The following is a 15,443-nucleotide window of genomic DNA, read 5'->3' as shown; positions in this document are numbered from 1 at the left end:
TCACTCCGCCTCCGCCACCCGGCGATCCCATTCGCGCCAGAAGGCCCGCATCTGCGCCTCGTCGTCGGCCAGCGGCATATCGCGCAGCATCCCGCGCGAGATGTCGTTCCAGCCGGCGGCCGCGCGGTTGCGATAGGAGCGCTGGCAGGATTCGAGCGCCTCGACGTCGTCTGGCGTCGCAAAGCCACCCGGACCCAGGAATTCGAGGAAATTGTCCAGCCGGCGCTTGCGGAAATGCCGTGCCTCGCCCTTGGGGGCCAGCGCCCAGCTGTTGACGTTCATATAGTCGGGCTGTTCCGGATAGAAGGTACGGACGGTGATCGCCATGATGTCGTTGATCACGAGGTTCGGGAAGATCAGCAGGTTGCGGTTGCCATAGGCGACCTGCTCGGCCCGCTCCTTGCCGAGCCGCTGCTCCAGTTCGGCATAGATCGCCGCAATCTCCTCGCGGCCGTCCTCGCCCCAGGCCGGGATCCACTGCGCGACCGGGCGGCCCCAGGGCGCCGGCCCCTCGATCACCGCATGGCCGTTGCCGAGATCATAGGCGCGCGAGATGTTGCCGCGCGAAGGGAACAGCTCAGCCGGGCCGCCGATCGCATCGACCAGATATTCGAGATAGGTCGAATGGGTCTCATGCGCGTGATAGCCGTCGAAGCTGTTCTCGACGAGCAGCTTCCAGTTGGCGCGGACGCTATATTCCTGGATGCCGCCGACAATCTCCATGCCATCGGCGGCATGGTCCGCGACAACCTGGAGGAAATCCTTCGCATCGGCGAGATAATCCTCGAGGCTTTCCGCGCCGGCATCGAAATTGACGAACCAGAAGCCCGCATAGCCGGCGAGCCGGGGCACCGCCGTCAGATCGGCGCAGCCGTCCCTGTTGAAATCCTCCGGGTAAGTGCCCGCCGCGAACCGCGTGGCGAAGGCCCCGTTATTGTTGAACGACCAGCCATGGTAGAAGCATTTGAACGATATCGTCGAACCCTTGTCCTCTCGCACCACGGCCGCGCCGCGATGCGGGCAGCTGTTGAAGAAGGCGCGATATTCGCCCTTGCGGTCGCGGTTGAAGATCAGGTCGCGCCCGCCCACCTGGCGCCGGACGAAATCATTGGCATTGGGCAGTTCGGACTCATGGCCGATATAGAGCCAGCAGCGATCGAAGATCGCGGCGCGCTCCCGCTCCAGCACATCCTGATCGGTGAAGGTCGTGCGCGCGACCCGGAAGCTGGCATGATCCTCGACGACCCAGCCGGATCCTGCCGGGCGCTTCTCAAATGCGGTTGCCATGGCCGACCTCGATCCTCCGGCTATTGCTGACGTTCGGGCAGGGTGATGGACAGGCCGTCCAGCCCCTCGACAAGCTTGATCTGACAGGACAGCCGCGACGTGGGCCGCCGGTCCAGCGCGAATTCGAGCATCTCCTCCTCGGCCTCCGAGGGGGCGCCCGCACGGCCCATCCATGCTTCATCGACATAGACATGACAGGTGGCGCAGGAGAGTGCGCCGCCGCAGTCGGCTATGATCTCATCCACCCCGTTGTTGAGCGCCGCCTCCATCACGGTCAGCCCGGCCGCGACGTCGCAGGCCTCTTCGCTACCATCGGGACGCAGGAACCGCACCTTCACCATCTCATCCTCCGACGCCGGCACGGGCGCCCTGCTTATTCTCTTCCGGGGTATAGCCCTCACCCCATCGGAATGCAAATATTGTTTTATACGATTGCATTATCTCTTTGCGACGGCTGCCGGCCGCTCGCGGCGGCGATTTCCTCTGCGGAGAGGCCCAGGGCGGATAGCAACTCCTGATTATGGGCGCCGACATCCGGCGCGAAGGCACGGGCGTCCACCGGGGTTCCGGCCATGCGCGCGAAGCTGTTGAGCAGCTTCAGCCGGCCCAGTTCGGGGCGGTCGGGATCGCTGAACTCGACAAAGGTTTCGTTATGCAGCGCCTGCGGGTCTGACATGAACTGATCGAGGTCGTTCACCGGCGCGAAGGGCAGATCGTTGGCGCGCGCCAGCCCGACGAACTGGGCGACGTTCATGTGGCTACAGGCCCCGGCAATCTCCTGCATCAGTTCGGGCTGGTAGATGTTGCGCGCCCCCGGATCGGCGAAGCGGGGGTCCCCCCGCATCGAATCGAGGCCAAAGGTGTCGCAGGCCCCTTCGAAGTGGCGATCGGTCATCAGGAAGCCGATCACCCAGCCATCGGACAGCTCGAACGGATTGTAGATGCTCTTCACCCATTGCACCGGCGGGGGCGCATCGAGGAAGGTACGGGTGTAGAAAAGCTCAGGCAGGATGAAATTCGCATAGGCGTCCATCATCGAAATCTCGATCTTCTGGCCCGCGCCGCCGGACTTGAGATGCAGCAGCGCCGCCAGAATGGTCATCACCGCCGAATAGGAGGAGATCTTGTCCGCGACCGGCGACTTGATCGGCTGGGGCGGCCCATCCCCGCCCTGGTTCGGCATCAGGCCGACAAGCCCCTGGATCACCATGTCGTAGGAGGGCAGCTCGGCATAGGGGCCATCGGGCCCGAAGCCGGTGAGCGCGGCATAGACGATATCGGGATTGCGGGCGGCGACCGCGTCATAGTCCAGGCCGAAGGCCTTGAGCACGTCGGGTCGAAAATTGGTCACCAGGGCGTCGGCACCATCGACCAGCTTCTGCGCCGCAGAGACTCCAGCCGGGCTCTTGAGGTCGAGCGCGACGCACTTCTTGTTGCGGTTCCACTGGGCGAAGGCGGCCGAACGGCCTTCGAAGACCGGGGGGATGCCGCGCATGATCTCACCCTGCGGCGGCTCGATCTTGATCACTTCGGCGCCGAAATCGGCCAGCAGCTGACCCGCCAGCGGCGCCGTCACCATCGTACCGAGTTCCACGACCCGGATACCCGAACAGGCGCCGCCGCGCTCCCTTGCCGCCATCTCCATCGCTCCACTGTTCCTGAATCGCCAAGCCGGCGGCGCCAGCGGCCCGCTGCATGATCCTTCGAAAGAACGCGGGCGCGGACACCGTCGACTGGTCCGTTGCTCGATTGTTATCGGACGACCAAGGAGTTGGCAATGCTTGTTTCATTCAATCACATTAATATTGGTTTCACGTCGACATGCATTGAAATGTCTGTTTCATCCCTTTAAGCTTTCCCCGACCGGTCGCCTTGCAAGCCGCGCCGGCATGTTGCTAGGTATCGGCCGGGCCGGGGCGCAACGCCGCGGATTTCCAGCCAGGGCCGGCGACAGATCGGCGTCGATCGAGAGGGCCTTCGAATGGACATTTCCGGGATCGCGATCGAGGATCGCAATCTGGTCCGCGTGATGGAGACCGTGCTACGCGAGCGCCCCTCGCAGACCGCCATCCGCGATCCCGACCGCGCACTTTCCTATGAAGGGCTATGGGATGAAGGCCTGCGGATCGCCGGAGGCCTGACCGGGCTGGGCGTCGGCCGCCAGCAGCCGCTGGTGCTGATGCTGGACAACCATATCGACAATGTCGCGCTCTGGATGGCGATCGGCCTGAGCGCGCGGATCGAGGTGTCGGTCAACACCGCCTATCGCGGCCAGATGCTCGCCTATATCATCGCCGACTCCCACGCCGAAGTGGCGGTTGTGGAGGGGCGCTACCTGGCGCGGCTGATCGAGATCGCCGAAGAGATACCGTCGCTCCACACCGTGGTCGTCCGCCAGCGCGCGGAAGCGGAAGGAGACAGCATCGAACGCGCCGCGCGGCTCTGGACGCTGCACGACTTCGCCGAACTCGCCGCCGCCAACGCCGCCTCTCCGGAGCCGGTCGCGCCCTGGGAATTGTTCAGCTTCTCCTACACGTCGGGCACGACCGGACGCTCCAAGGGCGTGCTGTGCCCGCATGCCCATGCCTTCGGACAGGCGACGTCGGACGGCCTGGGCACCACCCTGGCCGGGGAGACGCGTTTCGTGGTGCTGCCCCAGTTCCACGCCGCCGGCCGCTGGGGCGGCGTCTATAACGCGCTGATCCATCGGGGCACCGCCTATGTCGCGCACGGCTTCAGCGCGTCGCGCTATTGGGAGCAGGCGAAGGAGGCCGGCGCGCGGACCAGCCAGCTCGTCGGCACGATGGCCGAGTTCCTGCAGCTGCAGCCCGAGCGCGCGGCCGACCGCGACCATGATCTGCGCGAGATCTGCATATTGCCGCTGCCGCGCGCCTTCGCCGCCTGGCGCGAGCGCTTCGGCGTGAAGCTGCTCACCGCCTATGGATCGACCGAATCCGGCGCGATCATCGCCAACACCGATGCCCGCTCGAACACCGTCGGCCGGCCGCGCGACGGCTATGACATCCGCATCTTCGACGAGAATGACATCGAACTGCCGCCCGGCGAGGTGGGTGAGGCCGTCGTCCGGCCGAGCCATCCGTGGACGACCTCGATCGGCTATCTCGGCCGCGACGAGGAGACCGCGGCGCTGTGGCGCAACGGCTGGCTCCACACCGGCGACGCCCTGTACCGCGACGAGGACGGCAATTTCTTCTTCGTCGACCGGCTTGACGATGCGATCCGCCGCCGGGGCGAGAATATCTCCTCGGTCGAGGTCGAGCTGCACGTCTGCACCCATCCGATGGTCGCCGAATGCGCCGCGGTGGCCGTGCCGAGCGAGTTCGCCGAGGACGAGATCAAGATCGCGGTGACGGTGAAGCCCGGCCACAGCCTGTCCGAACGCGCGCTGGTCGACTATCTCGCGGGCATCATGCCGCGCTTCATGGTGCCGCGCTTCGTCCAGTTCGTCGACGAACTGCCCAAGACCGCGACGTCCAAGATCCGCAAGACCGAAATCCGCAAGGCCGGCGTTGCCGGCTGCTGGGACGCGATGACCGAGGATTATGCGGCGGCGGCGGCGACGGATACGCCCGCGGCCCAGCATGGGAAGGAACCTGCATGAAAACCCTGGGCGTAGGACTGATCGGCGCCAATCCCGATCGCGGCTGGGCGATCAGCTCGCATCTGCCGGCGCTGCTGCAGGGGAGTGCGGCTGGCGGCGTGCGGCTGGCGGCGGCCGGCACATCCCGCGCCGAGACGGCGAAGCGGGCCGAGGAGAAATTCGGCGTGCCCGGCTATGCCGACTATCGCGACCTGATCCGCGATCCGGCGGTCGATATCGTCACCGTATCGGTAAAGCTGCCGCTGCACCATGAGATCGTCTCGGCCGCGCTCGACGCTGGCAAGCATGTCTATTGCGAATGGCCGCTGGCGCGCACTCTGGACGAGGCCGAGGACCTGGCGGCGCGTGCCGAGGCCGCCGGCGTCCACAGCATGATCGGCCTCCAGTCCCGCGCCTCGCCGGTGCTGGACAAACTCGCCGCGCTGATCCGGGACGGTTACGTCGGCGAGGTTCTCGGTGTCTCCGTCGTTGCATCGGGTCTTGGCTGGGGTGGCGCGATCGACGCTGGCAACGCCTATCTGATGGATGCCGCCAATGGCGCGACCCTGCTGACCATCACCGGCGGCCATCTGCTCGACGCCATTATCCGCGCCTGCGGCGAGGTGGAGGCGGTGAGCGCCTACCTGCCCACCCGCCGCACGCGGGTGGCGGTGCTGCCCGCGGACCAACTGGCCCGATACCGTGCGTTCGAGGCGGTGCTATCCTTTCCGCAGCCGGGCGATGTGCCGAGCCCCTCCGCCGACGTCATCGACGCGACCGAGAGCTTCCGGCCCACATCCCCCGATCAGGTGGCGATTACCGCGCGGCTGGCGGACGGCGCGCCGCTGTCGGTCCATATCCGCGGCGGGATGCAGCGATCGACCGGGCTGATGATCGAGGTGATCGGCACCGAAGGCGAGTTGCGGGTAACCGGGCCGGCCGGGGTGATCCAGATGGTGCCGCTGGCGCTGTCCGGCGCCAGAGGCGCCACCCGCACGCTGGAGCCGATCACGGTGGCGGAGGACCCGCGCGATGCGCTGGGCCCGATCTCGGCCAATCTGGCGCGGCTCTACGCGGCTTTCGCGGACGATATCCGCTCGGGCACGCGCACCGTCGCCGACTTCGGCCACGCCGCACGCCACCAGCGGCTGATGGAGAGGATCCGCTCCGCCGGGGAGACCGGCCAATGGATGTCCGCCGCCTAGATTAAGACATTTGTTTTTTATCGCTTGCGGATTCATGGCTTTGTTTTATTGTTGCCGCCGACGGACGTGCGACATGTGGGCGCGCGTCGCCAAGAGCAGCGAGTAGCCCATGCATCCGAGCATCCACGCGGCCGTGAACGGAGACAAGCCGGCCTTCATCACCGCCGAGACTGGCGAGGCCGTCACCTATCGCCAGCTTGACGAACGCTCCAACCTGGGCGCGCATCTTTTCCGCAAGACCGGACTGCGCACCGGCGACATGGTGGCGCTGTTCCTGACCAACGGGCCGCGCTTCCTGGAGACGGTGTGGGCCGCGCAACGCTCGGGCCTCTATTATGTCTGCATGCCGGTCCGGCTGACCGCCACGGAGCTGCGCTACATGCTGCAGGATTCGGGGGCCAAGGCGCTGGTCTTCTCCGCCAGCCTCGCCGGTACCGTCCGCGAGGCGGTGGACGGCTTGGCCGATCTGGCGCTGTTCGCCACCGATGGCACGGCCGATTTCGCGCGGAGCCTCGACCAGGCCCGGGACGCCATGCCGATCACGCCGATCGCCGACGAGGCGCCCGGCCAGGACATGCTCTATTCGTCGGGCACGACGGGCCACCCCAAGGGCATCAAGCGCCCCCGCCCGGCCGGTGGGATCGACGAGCCGACGCCGGTCACCAACCTGGCGCGCAACCTGTACGGCATGGACAGCGACTGCATCTATCTCTGCCCCGCCCCGCTCTACCATTCGGCGCCGCTGCGCTATTCGATGTCGGTCAACCAGCTCGGCGGCACCGTCATCGTGATGACCAGGTTCGATCCCGAGGAGGCGCTGCGGCTGATCGAGCGCTACCGCGTCACCCATGCGCAGTGGGTGCCCACCCATTTCGTCCGGATGCTCAAGCTGCCCGAGGAAATACGGCGGCGCTACGATCATTCGTCGCTGCGCAGCACCTTCCACGCCGCTGCGCCCTGCCCGATCGAGATCAAGCAGGCGATGATCGACTGGTGGGGCCCGATCGTGCACGAATATTATTCGAGCACCGAGCTGAACGGCTTCACCGCCGCCACGGCGGAAGAGTGGCTGAGCCACAAGGGCACGGTCGGCCGCGCGATCATCGGCGAGGTCCGCATCTGCGACGAGAATGACGATCCCCTGCCGCCGCGCCGCGAGGGCATGGTCTATTTCGAGAATGGCAACCCGATCGAATATCACAACGATCCCGAGAAGACGCGCGCGGCGGCGAACCGGCACGGCTGGACGACAGTGGGCGATATCGGCTGGGTCGACGAGGAAGGCTATCTCTACCTGACCGACCGGCAGAGCTTCATGATCATCTCCGGCGGCGTGAACATCTATCCGCAGGAGATCGAGAATCTGCTGATCAGCCATCCGCGCGTCGCGGACGCGGCGGTAATCGGCGCGCCCGATCCCGACCTTGGCGAGAAGGTGGTGGCGGTGGTGCAGCCGCTCGACTGGGCCGAGGCCGGCGACGCGCTGGCCGAAGAACTGCGCACCTATCTGCGCGCCAGCCTGAGCCCGGTGAAGATGCCCAAGCTGATCGACTTCATGGCCGAGCTTCCGCGCCAGCCGACCGGCAAGCTGTTCAAGCGCCTGATCCGCGACCGCTTCCGCGAAGCCGCCGCCGCGCAATGACGTCTCGCGGCACCCGCTGCCCGCGCAGGAGAATATGATGCTCGACCTGTCCGCCCGCTTCGCCTTCGACGAAGACCATGCGCTGTTCCGCGACAGCGTCCGCAAGATGCTGGAGCGCGAACTGCTGCCCCATATGGAGCGGTTCGAGGAGGAAGGCATCGTCAGCCGCGAATTCTGGCTGGCCTGCGGCGAGGCCGGCATGCTCTGCCCCAATGTGTCGCCCGATCATGGCGGGCTGGGCCTCGACTTCGGCTACAATGCGGTGATCGACGAGGAGATCGCCTATGCCGGCTCCTCGGTCGGCGTGCCGCTGCAGAACGACATCACCACCGAATATATCCAGACCTATGGATCGGAAGAGCAGAAGCGCCGCTATCTGCCCGCGATGGTGCGCGGCACCTGCATCAGCGCGATCGCGATGACCGAGCCGGCAACCGGCTCCGACCTGCAGGGGATCCGCACCACCGCGCGAAGGATCGGCGACCGCTATGTCATCAACGGTTCCAAGACCTACATCACCAACGGCCAGAATGCCGATGTGGTGATCGTTGTCGCCAAGACCGATCCCGAACGGGGCGCCAAGGGCATCTCGCTGATCCTGGTCGATGCCGATACGCCCGGCTTCGCGCGGGGCCGCAACCTGGACAAGATCGGCCAATGGTCGGCCGACACGTCCGAGCTGTTCTTCAACGATGTCGAGGTGCCGGTCGCCAACTGCCTGGGCGAGGAAGGCCACGGCTTCCGCTATCTGATGGAACGGCTGCCGCAGGAGCGGCTTTCGATCGCCATCTCGGCACAGGCTGCCGCGCAGCGCGCGTTCGACGAGGCGCTGGCCTTCGTCAAGGACCGCAAGGCGTTCGGCCAGCCGATCTTCGAATTCCAGAACACCAAATTCTCGCTGGCCGACATGAAGAGCCAACTGCAGGTGGGCTGGGCCCATATCGACTGGGCGATCAAGCGGCACGTGAAGGGCGAGCTGACCACCGCCGAGGCATCGGCGGCGAAGCAGTGGCACAGCGACATGCAGAACCGCATCACCGATGTCGCCCTGCAGCTGCACGGCGGCGCCGGCTATATGAACGAATATCTGATCGCCCGGCTGTGGCGCGACGCGCGGGTGACACGCATCTTCGGCGGCACCAACGAGATCATGAAGGAAGTGGTGAGCCGCTCGCTCTGACGACCGGGTCCGGGACAGCGGTGACGCCGCCCCGGACCGCCGGGACGATCAGACGTCGAGCTTGTAGAGTTCGCGGGTATTCTCCCGCAGGATCCAGCGCTTCTCCTGTTCGGACAGGTCCTTGGTGTGCTCTGCCAGCAAGGCCTGGCTGTGCGGCCAGGTGGCGTCGCTGTGGGGAAAATCATTGGCCCACAGCAGGCGGCGCGGGTTCATCAGATGCGCCACCTTGAAAGCCACCCAGTCGTCCTGGAAGGTCAGGTAGACATTCTCGTTGAAATAATGGCTGGGCTTCTCCTTCAGCTCGGCGCCGGCCTTCAGCCAGTAGCGATGCTTCTCCCACGCATGGTCCATCCGATAGACGAAGTGCGGCGCCCAGCCGGCATCGCCTTCGACCCCGACCAGCTTCAGCTTGGGATGCCGTTCGAAGATCCCACTCAGCACGAACATGCCGATCAGGTCCTGATTGGCGCGGATGACCGAGTTGAAGCGGTTCATCGCGGGGCCGCGAGTGACGCCGCCAGCGCGCAGCCCCTCGCTGTCCTTGCCGCCCGCAAAGACGTGGAAATTGACCGGCAGCTCCAACTCCTCGATCAGGCTCCACAGTGGTTCGAAACTGGGGTGGTCATAATCCTCGTCGGTGCCCGGCATGCCTGGGAAGATCACGCCCCGGAATCCCTGATCCTTGAAGCGGCGGACTTCCTTCATCGTCTCCTCGACCGAGATGACCGAGGTGCACGGAAGGCAGATCAGCCGATCCGGTGCGGGATCCTGAAACTCGAGGATCCAGCGGTTATAGGCGTCGAAGCAGGCGCGCTTGTAGTCGGCGTCGGGATGGTTGGCGAGCAGCATGGCAACGGTGGGAAAGATGATCTCCGCCACCACGCCGTCGCGATCCTGATCGGCCAGCCGCGCCTTGCCGTCCCAGCCGCCGCGATGGATCTCGCTGAACAGCATGTTCGCGTCTTCGAGGAACTTGGGATCCTTGCCCGCCGCCGCCATCCGGCCATAGGGCACGTCGGTCTTCATGCCCGGGATCACGAAGACCTCGCCGCTGCCTTCCTTGCGGATCATGTGCGGCGCCCGATCGCGATAGCGGGGCTCGATATGGTCGATGAACAGGTTCGGCGGCTCGGTCACGTGCGAGTCGGCGGAGATCGCGCCTTGGCGCGTCAGGGTCGCTTCCATATCCTCATCCTTCCTTGGCAAACATCATTCTCGCCGCCGCAGCGGCGGGTCATTCAATCCGTTCCGCCGCGCAGCGCCTGCATGGCCTGGTGGGAAACGGGCGCGGTGAGGCCGCCGACCAGGCAGTCGATCAGCGCCTCGATCTGGAAATCGGTCATCTCATGATCGCCACGCGCCTCGATCGCGGCGAGGCCGGAGATGACCTGCAGCCGCAACAGCTTGAGCCGCATCCGTGCGATCTGGGGCGGCAGATAGGTGAGCAGCGCTTCGAGCGCTTCGGCCACCTTCCAGCCCGTCACCCAGAAGGCACCGAGGTCCTTGATCGCATTGCGCCGGATGAACAGCGGCTCGTCCCGCAGCAGCCTTTCCAGGAAACGCAGGCTGTAATTGCCTTCGTCCCGCGGCTTCAATTCCTCGGCGAAGGGCTGGACCCAGGCGCAGACCAGCGGGCGAAGCTCGGTGAGGCGCCCCTCTTCGGCCAGCCTGTCCATGATCGCGAGCCGGCGGGGGTTTATCAGGCCCATGCGGTGATCGAACACCGCCTCCACCAGTCCGTCCCGCGAGCCGAAATGATAATGCACGGCGGAGGCGTTGCGATGGCCCGCAGCCTGGTTGACCTGGCTCAGCGACACCGCTTCCAGCCCCTGGTCGGCAAACAGGCGCTCGGCCGCGAGGATGAGCGACAAGCGTCTGGCGGCAATGTCCGGAGCAGCCTTCATTGATCGACCTACATTAAAATCGCGAATCATCTTCGCCTGATATGACCGTATTAGCGCATTTTTGGGCGGAGATCGAATCAAATTAATGATCATCGATTATTTTCGAACGATGGGCTGCCTATCCAGCCGGCGACACGGAGCAGCGCGTGGCCGCGAAGCCGTGACAATGGCCGGCACGCGCGACCATATGCAGCGTCACGGCCGTCGAGGCGGTGGAGAAGCCGGGCGCACGCCGCTCAGCCCCCCGCCTGCAGGTCGAAATAGGTGGTGAAGCGCCGCCTGCGGAACAGCCAGCGGCCCTCCTCGCGCGCGAAATCATCCTCATAGACGCCGCTGAAGACATGGACGCCGGTGCCGCGCTTGTGGCCGGTGAGGGTGGAAACCCCGCTGGCCGCGTCGCCCGACACATCGAAGATCATGTTGCCGACGAGCGGCACGACATCGCCATGGCCGGACGCGGCCCCCTGATAGAAACGGACCAGATCCTCCTGCCCGCACAGCTGCTGGTTGCGGCCTTCGAACCGGCCGTCGGCGGTGAACAGCGCGGGCACCTCCGGCCCCCGGCCCTGCCCGACCAGCCAGGCATAGCGCGCCACCAGTTCGCCGAGCGCGACCTTGTCCGCGAGCACCGCGAGGTCGGGGGACGGGCCGCTCACGCCGCGCCCCGCCCCGCCGCCTTCGAATAGCCGAGCATCGCCCGCGCCTCGTCGGTCGTGGCGATCTCCCGGCCCACCGCCCTGGCGACGGCGGCCATGCGGCGCACCATCTCCGCATTGGTCAGTTGCTCGCCGTCCCATTCAGGCTTGTCGCCGAGCCCGGTGCGGATGTGACCGCCCATCGCCACCGCCAGCAGGTTCAGCTCGCGATGCGTATCCTCCTGTTCGGGATCATGCACGAAGGTGGTGTAATTATGCGGGAACCACTCGTAGCGGACATCGGGTGGGAAGACGTTCAGGATCGACTGGACGCCGGCCGCGTCGGGCATCGGTCCATAGGGCACCGAATCCGACATGTTCAGGTGGACCATGATCGGTTCCTGCAGCAGGCCCATCTCGCGGTACATCAGCAGATGGCGGATATGGCCGGGCTCGCGGATGATGAAGCCGGGCTGCAGGCCCGATTCCAGGCACCATAGGAGAAACTGGGCCATCTGCTCGTGGGTGTGCGAGCTGACCCGGTCATAGACGAAGCGGCGGGTCTTGAAGTCGTAGCGGCCGATATTGGTCGCGCCGACGTGGAGCACGAAGGTCTCCAGCCGGATGTCGGGCATCGCACGCAGCGCCTTCACATGCGGATGCATGCCGCGCTCCGCCTCCTCCCGCCCCGCTGCGCCGGGATAGGTGTAGGAGGGATAGGCGATAACGTCGCACTTCGCGGCGATCAGCCGCATCGTCTCGGCATAATGCTCCGCGCTGCCGGCAAGGCTGGAATCATAGGTGCCGTCATCGGGCTTGTCGGGCACGCGGGGGTGGAAGTGGATGATCGAGGCGCCCGCGAGATGGCACCGATAGGCATCCTCGGCGATTTCCTCGGGCGTCAACGGAACGTGGCGGTTCTCCCGGCGCACGACCGTCTCGTTCAGGGCGACCTCGATGATGACCTTCTTCCTCATGATGCCCTCCGCTGTCCGGCAGTCACAGCCGCTCGATGATGATGGCGGGGGCCATGCCGCCCGCCGCGCACATGGTGACGAGGCCATAGCGCCCGCCGGTCCGCTCCAGTTCGTCGAGCACCGTACCGATCAGGATCGCGCCGGTGGCCCCGATCGGATGGCCGAGCGCGATCGATCCGCCATTGACGTTGACCTTGTCGCGATCCAGATCGAGGTCGCGCTGGAATTTTTCCGAGACCACCGCGAAGGCCTCGTTGATCTCCCACAGGTCGATATCGTCCTTGGTCAGGCCGGCCTTGGCCAGCACCTTGCGTGCGGCGGGCACGGGGGCGTTGAGCATCAGCGTGGGATCGTCGCCGATATTGGCAGTGGCGACGATCCGCCCGCGCGGCTTCAGCCCATGCCGTTCGACATAGGTGCCGGACGCTAGCAGGATCGCCGCCGCCCCATCGACGACACCCGACGAATTGCCGGCATGATGGACCGGGACGATTTCAAGGCCCGGATATTTCTGGTGGATCAGGCCCGCATAGGTGGTGCCCCGATCGTCGATGGCGGTTTGGGCCAGCTGGCCGAAGGCGGGCTTGAGCTGCGCCAGGCCCTCGGCCGTCGTTTCCGGACGGGGAAACTCGTCGGCCGCGAGCAGGACATTGCCGTCATCGTCCACGACCGGGACCAGGCTTTTGGCGAAGCGCCCTTCACGAATGGCGCGATCGGCCCGGCGCTGGCTCTCCAGGCCCGCGGCGTCGAGCGTCTCGCGGCTGATGCCCTCCAGCGCGGCTATGGCATCGCCGCAGACGCCCTGGTGCGACTGGGGATGCACCGCCTGCAGCCGTTCATTGCCCGAACCGATGCCATAGACGGGCAGGCCTGCCGCCGCCTCCTGCTGCGAAAGGGTGGTGGTGAGCGACATCATCTCGCTGCCGCCGGCGATGACGAGATCCTCCATGCCGGACATGATCTGCCCGGCGGCCAGGTTGACCGCAGTGATGCCGCCGCCGCAATAGCGATCGAGCGTCACGCCCGACGCCTTGACGTCATAGCCCGCGTCGAGCGCGGCCATCCGCCCGAGATCGCCGCCCTGCGTGCCGCGCTGCATCGATGTCGACCAGATGATGTCATCGACGTCGGCGGTGTCGAAACCGTTACGGTCCTTCAGCGCCTTCAGCACGCTTGCCGCGATATGCTGGGGATGCAGATGGGCGAGCGCGCCCTTTCCGACCTTGCCGATGCTGCGTGGGGTGCGGACGGAGTCGATGATATAGGCTTCGGTCATGCGGTCACTGGTCCCTACAACGATCGTTTTAGAAAATCTCGCCCATGAATATGATTGTATTAATTAGGGCTGACAAGCCCTTCGCGCTTGATTAAGGGAGCCGTCGACAGCGATCAGGCGCAGGAGTTGGAAAAAATGGACATCAAGGGTCTCACGGCCGTCGTCACCGGCGGAGCCTCCGGCCTGGGAGCGGCGACCGCGCGGGCACTGGCGGCCCGGGGCGCCAAGGTCGCCATCTTCGACCTGCAGAAAGACAAGGGCGAAGCGATCGCCGCGGAGATCGGCGGTGTGTTCTGCGCGGTCGACGTGACATCGGACGAATCGGTCGACGCCGGCTTTGCCCGGGCACGCGAGGCGCTGGGCCAGGAGCGCATCCTGGTGAACTGCGCCGGCACCGGCAACGCGATCAAGACGGCGAGCCGCGCCCGGGAGGACGGCAGCATCCGCCATTACCCGATCGAGGTGTTCGACCGGATCATCCAGATCAACCTGGTCGGCACCTTCCGCTGCATCGCCAAGTCGGCCGCCGGCATGCTGGCGGTGGAGCCGCTGGAAAGCGGCGAGCGCGGGGCGATGGTGAACACCGCCAGCGTCGCGGCCGAGGACGGCCAGATCGGGCAGGTCGCCTATTCGGCATCGAAGGCTGGCGTGATCGGCCTGACCCTGCCGGTCGCGCGCGACCTGTCCAATGACGGCATCCGCATCAACACCATCCTGCCCGGCATCTTCGAGACGCCCCTGCTGATGGGCCAGCCCCAGCATGTCGTGGATGCGCTGGGTGCGTCGGTGCCGTTCCCGAAACGGCTCGGCCGGCCCGACGAATATGCCCGGCTGGCGATCGAGATGATCGAGAACCCCTATTTCAACGGCGAGGACGTCCGCCTAGACGGGGCCATCCGCATGGCGCCCCGCTGAGGGATTCCCCTCCACGGGATGGAGGAAAGCCCTCCGCGCCCCGGCACGCGGCATTGAATGGAGTGGCTACCATGAACGAAACCGCATCGATCGCGCCGCCGGCGACGGACAGCAGCATGGCGGATGCGGTCGAACGGGCCGTGCAGCAGCGCCACAGCTGCCGGGGGTTCCGGCCCGATCCGGTGCCCCGCACGCTGATCGAGCGGATCCTGCGCATATCCCAATCGACCCCATCCTGGTGCAATTCGCAGGCGTGGCAGCTGGTCGTCACCGAGGGCCAGGCCACCCGGGATTTCCGCACGGCGCTGTTCGCGGAGGCGAGCCGGAGGATGGCCGACCCGGGCGCGGACCAGGGGGCGCCCGACTTTCCCACCCCCGAGCGCTATGACGGCATCTATGCCGAGCGGCGGCGCGCCTGCGGCCTGGCCCTGTACCAGAGCCTCGGCATCGCCCGCGAGGACCGGGCCGGCGCGGCGCGGGCGATGCTGAACAATTTCGACCTGTTCGGGGCACCGCACGTGATGATCGTGACGACCCCGCGCGACCTGGGACCCTATGGCGCGGTCGATTGCGGCGGCTTCGTCAGCACCTTCATGACCGTCGCCCAGGCCCATGGCGTGGCGACGATCGCGCAGGGCGCGCTCGCGACCTACTCGCAATTCGTCCGCGCCCATTTCGGCATCGGCGACGATCGGCTGCTGCTCTGCGGCATATCCTTCGGCTATGAGGACAGCGCCGCTCCGGCCAACGGCTTCCGCACCGGCCGCGCTTCGCTGGACGAGGTCGTCAGCTGGCGGACGGGGGCCGAGGCCGGGTAGCAA

14 protein-coding genes are annotated in these 15,443 nt (G+C 66.1%); 6 read left to right on the top strand and 8 right to left on the bottom strand.

The features are described from left to right. From CMV14_RS03910 to CMV14_RS03900, 3 genes are all read right to left on the bottom strand, one after another. Positions 1–1,287, bottom strand: coding sequence for an aromatic ring-hydroxylating oxygenase subunit alpha (locus CMV14_RS03910; protein WP_066959579.1), 1,287 nt, complete (start codon positions 1,285–1,287; stop codon positions 1–3). 20 nt (positions 1,288–1,307) lie between these two features. Continuing rightward, positions 1,308–1,649, bottom strand: a complete 342-nt coding sequence (locus tag CMV14_RS03905; RefSeq protein WP_238147182.1) for a 2Fe-2S iron-sulfur cluster-binding protein — start codon at positions 1,647–1,649, stop codon at positions 1,308–1,310. A gap of 62 nt (positions 1,650–1,711) precedes the next feature. Beyond that, complete coding sequence (locus tag CMV14_RS03900) at positions 1,712–2,926, bottom strand: CaiB/BaiF CoA transferase family protein (protein WP_066959769.1); 1,215 nt, start codon at positions 2,924–2,926, stop codon at positions 1,712–1,714. 342 nt (positions 2,927–3,268) lie between these two features. Here CMV14_RS03900 and CMV14_RS03895 point away from each other — a divergent pair, with 342 nt between their 5' ends. From CMV14_RS03895 to CMV14_RS03880, 4 genes are all read left to right on the top strand, one after another. Continuing rightward, positions 3,269–4,909, top strand: coding sequence for an AMP-binding protein (locus CMV14_RS03895; RefSeq protein WP_083215675.1), 1,641 nt, complete (start codon positions 3,269–3,271; stop codon positions 4,907–4,909). Then, positions 4,906–6,093, top strand: a complete 1,188-nt coding sequence (locus CMV14_RS03890; protein ID WP_066959580.1) for a Gfo/Idh/MocA family protein — start codon at positions 4,906–4,908, stop codon at positions 6,091–6,093. Before CMV14_RS03895 ends, CMV14_RS03890 begins: the two co-directional genes overlap by 4 nt. Positions 6,094–6,202: 109 nt before the next feature. Next, complete coding sequence (locus CMV14_RS03885) at positions 6,203–7,735, top strand: acyl-CoA synthetase (RefSeq protein WP_066959582.1); 1,533 nt, start codon at positions 6,203–6,205, stop codon at positions 7,733–7,735. A 37-nt stretch (positions 7,736–7,772) separates the two neighbouring features. Then, positions 7,773–8,915: an acyl-CoA dehydrogenase family protein gene (locus CMV14_RS03880; RefSeq protein WP_066959772.1), complete on the top strand. Its 1,143-nt coding sequence runs from the start codon at positions 7,773–7,775 to the stop codon at positions 8,913–8,915. Between the two features lie 48 nt (positions 8,916–8,963). Here CMV14_RS03880 and CMV14_RS03875 read toward each other — a convergent pair whose 3' ends face one another. The 5 genes from CMV14_RS03875 to CMV14_RS03855 all read right to left on the bottom strand — a co-directional run bounded on the left by CMV14_RS03875 (position 8,964) and on the right by CMV14_RS03855 (position 13,707). After that, positions 8,964–10,100, bottom strand: a complete 1,137-nt coding sequence (locus CMV14_RS03875) for an amidohydrolase family protein (RefSeq protein WP_066959584.1) — start codon at positions 10,098–10,100, stop codon at positions 8,964–8,966. A 53-nt stretch (positions 10,101–10,153) separates the two neighbouring features. After that, on the bottom strand, positions 10,154–10,819 hold the full coding sequence (locus CMV14_RS03870) for a TetR family transcriptional regulator (protein WP_066959586.1): 666 nt from the start codon (positions 10,817–10,819) through the stop codon (positions 10,154–10,156). Positions 10,820–11,055: 236 nt separating this feature from the next. After that, a complete protein-coding gene (locus CMV14_RS03865; RefSeq protein ID WP_066959588.1) occupies positions 11,056–11,475 on the bottom strand; it encodes a nuclear transport factor 2 family protein in 420 nt (139 codons plus the stop codon). Beyond that, complete coding sequence (locus tag CMV14_RS03860) at positions 11,472–12,431, bottom strand: beta-keto acid cleavage family enzyme (RefSeq protein ID WP_066959590.1); 960 nt, start codon at positions 12,429–12,431, stop codon at positions 11,472–11,474. The genes CMV14_RS03865 and CMV14_RS03860 overlap by 4 nt, the downstream gene beginning before the upstream one ends. 22 nt (positions 12,432–12,453) lie before the next feature. Further along, the gene (locus CMV14_RS03855; RefSeq protein WP_066959592.1) at positions 12,454–13,707 is read right to left on the bottom strand and encodes an acetyl-CoA C-acetyltransferase; all 1,254 of its coding nucleotides are present in this window, start codon (positions 13,705–13,707) and stop codon (positions 12,454–12,456) included. Between the two features lie 135 nt (positions 13,708–13,842). Between CMV14_RS03855 and CMV14_RS03850 the strand changes: the two genes are divergently transcribed. Both CMV14_RS03850 and CMV14_RS03845 read left to right on the top strand, forming a co-directional pair. After that, a complete protein-coding gene (locus tag CMV14_RS03850) occupies positions 13,843–14,622 on the top strand; it encodes an SDR family NAD(P)-dependent oxidoreductase (protein WP_066959775.1) in 780 nt (259 codons plus the stop codon). 71 nt (positions 14,623–14,693) lie between these two features. Next, a complete protein-coding gene (locus CMV14_RS03845; protein WP_066959594.1) occupies positions 14,694–15,440 on the top strand; it encodes a nitroreductase in 747 nt (248 codons plus the stop codon). The last annotated feature ends 3 nt before the right edge of the window (positions 15,441–15,443 follow it).

It is taken from the genome of Rhizorhabdus dicambivorans (assembly GCF_002355275.1).
Lineage (GTDB): Bacteria > Pseudomonadota > Alphaproteobacteria > Sphingomonadales > Sphingomonadaceae > Rhizorhabdus > Rhizorhabdus dicambivorans.
This window is presented reverse-complemented; position numbering and strand designations above follow the sequence as displayed.

Coding starts and splice junctions, on each gene's coding strand:
- CMV14_RS03910 (WP_066959579.1), bottom strand. CDS start 1,287: ATGGCAACCGCATTTGAGAAGCGCCCGGCAGGATCCGGCTGGGTCGTC.
- CMV14_RS03900 (WP_066959769.1), bottom strand. CDS start 2,926: ATGGCGGCAAGGGAGCGCGGCGGCGCCTGTTCGGGTATCCGGGTCGTG.
- CMV14_RS03895 (WP_083215675.1), top strand. CDS start 3,269: ATGGACATTTCCGGGATCGCGATCGAGGATCGCAATCTGGTCCGCGTG.
- CMV14_RS03890 (WP_066959580.1), top strand. CDS start 4,906: ATGAAAACCCTGGGCGTAGGACTGATCGGCGCCAATCCCGATCGCGGC.
- CMV14_RS03885 (WP_066959582.1), top strand. CDS start 6,203: ATGCATCCGAGCATCCACGCGGCCGTGAACGGAGACAAGCCGGCCTTC.
- CMV14_RS03880 (WP_066959772.1), top strand. CDS start 7,773: ATGCTCGACCTGTCCGCCCGCTTCGCCTTCGACGAAGACCATGCGCTG.
- CMV14_RS03875 (WP_066959584.1), bottom strand. CDS start 10,100: ATGGAAGCGACCCTGACGCGCCAAGGCGCGATCTCCGCCGACTCGCAC.
- CMV14_RS03870 (WP_066959586.1), bottom strand. CDS start 10,819: ATGAAGGCTGCTCCGGACATTGCCGCCAGACGCTTGTCGCTCATCCTC.
- CMV14_RS03860 (WP_066959590.1), bottom strand. CDS start 12,431: ATGAGGAAGAAGGTCATCATCGAGGTCGCCCTGAACGAGACGGTCGTG.
- CMV14_RS03855 (WP_066959592.1), bottom strand. CDS start 13,707: ATGACCGAAGCCTATATCATCGACTCCGTCCGCACCCCACGCAGCATC.
- CMV14_RS03850 (WP_066959775.1), top strand. CDS start 13,843: ATGGACATCAAGGGTCTCACGGCCGTCGTCACCGGCGGAGCCTCCGGC.
- CMV14_RS03845 (WP_066959594.1), top strand. CDS start 14,694: ATGAACGAAACCGCATCGATCGCGCCGCCGGCGACGGACAGCAGCATG.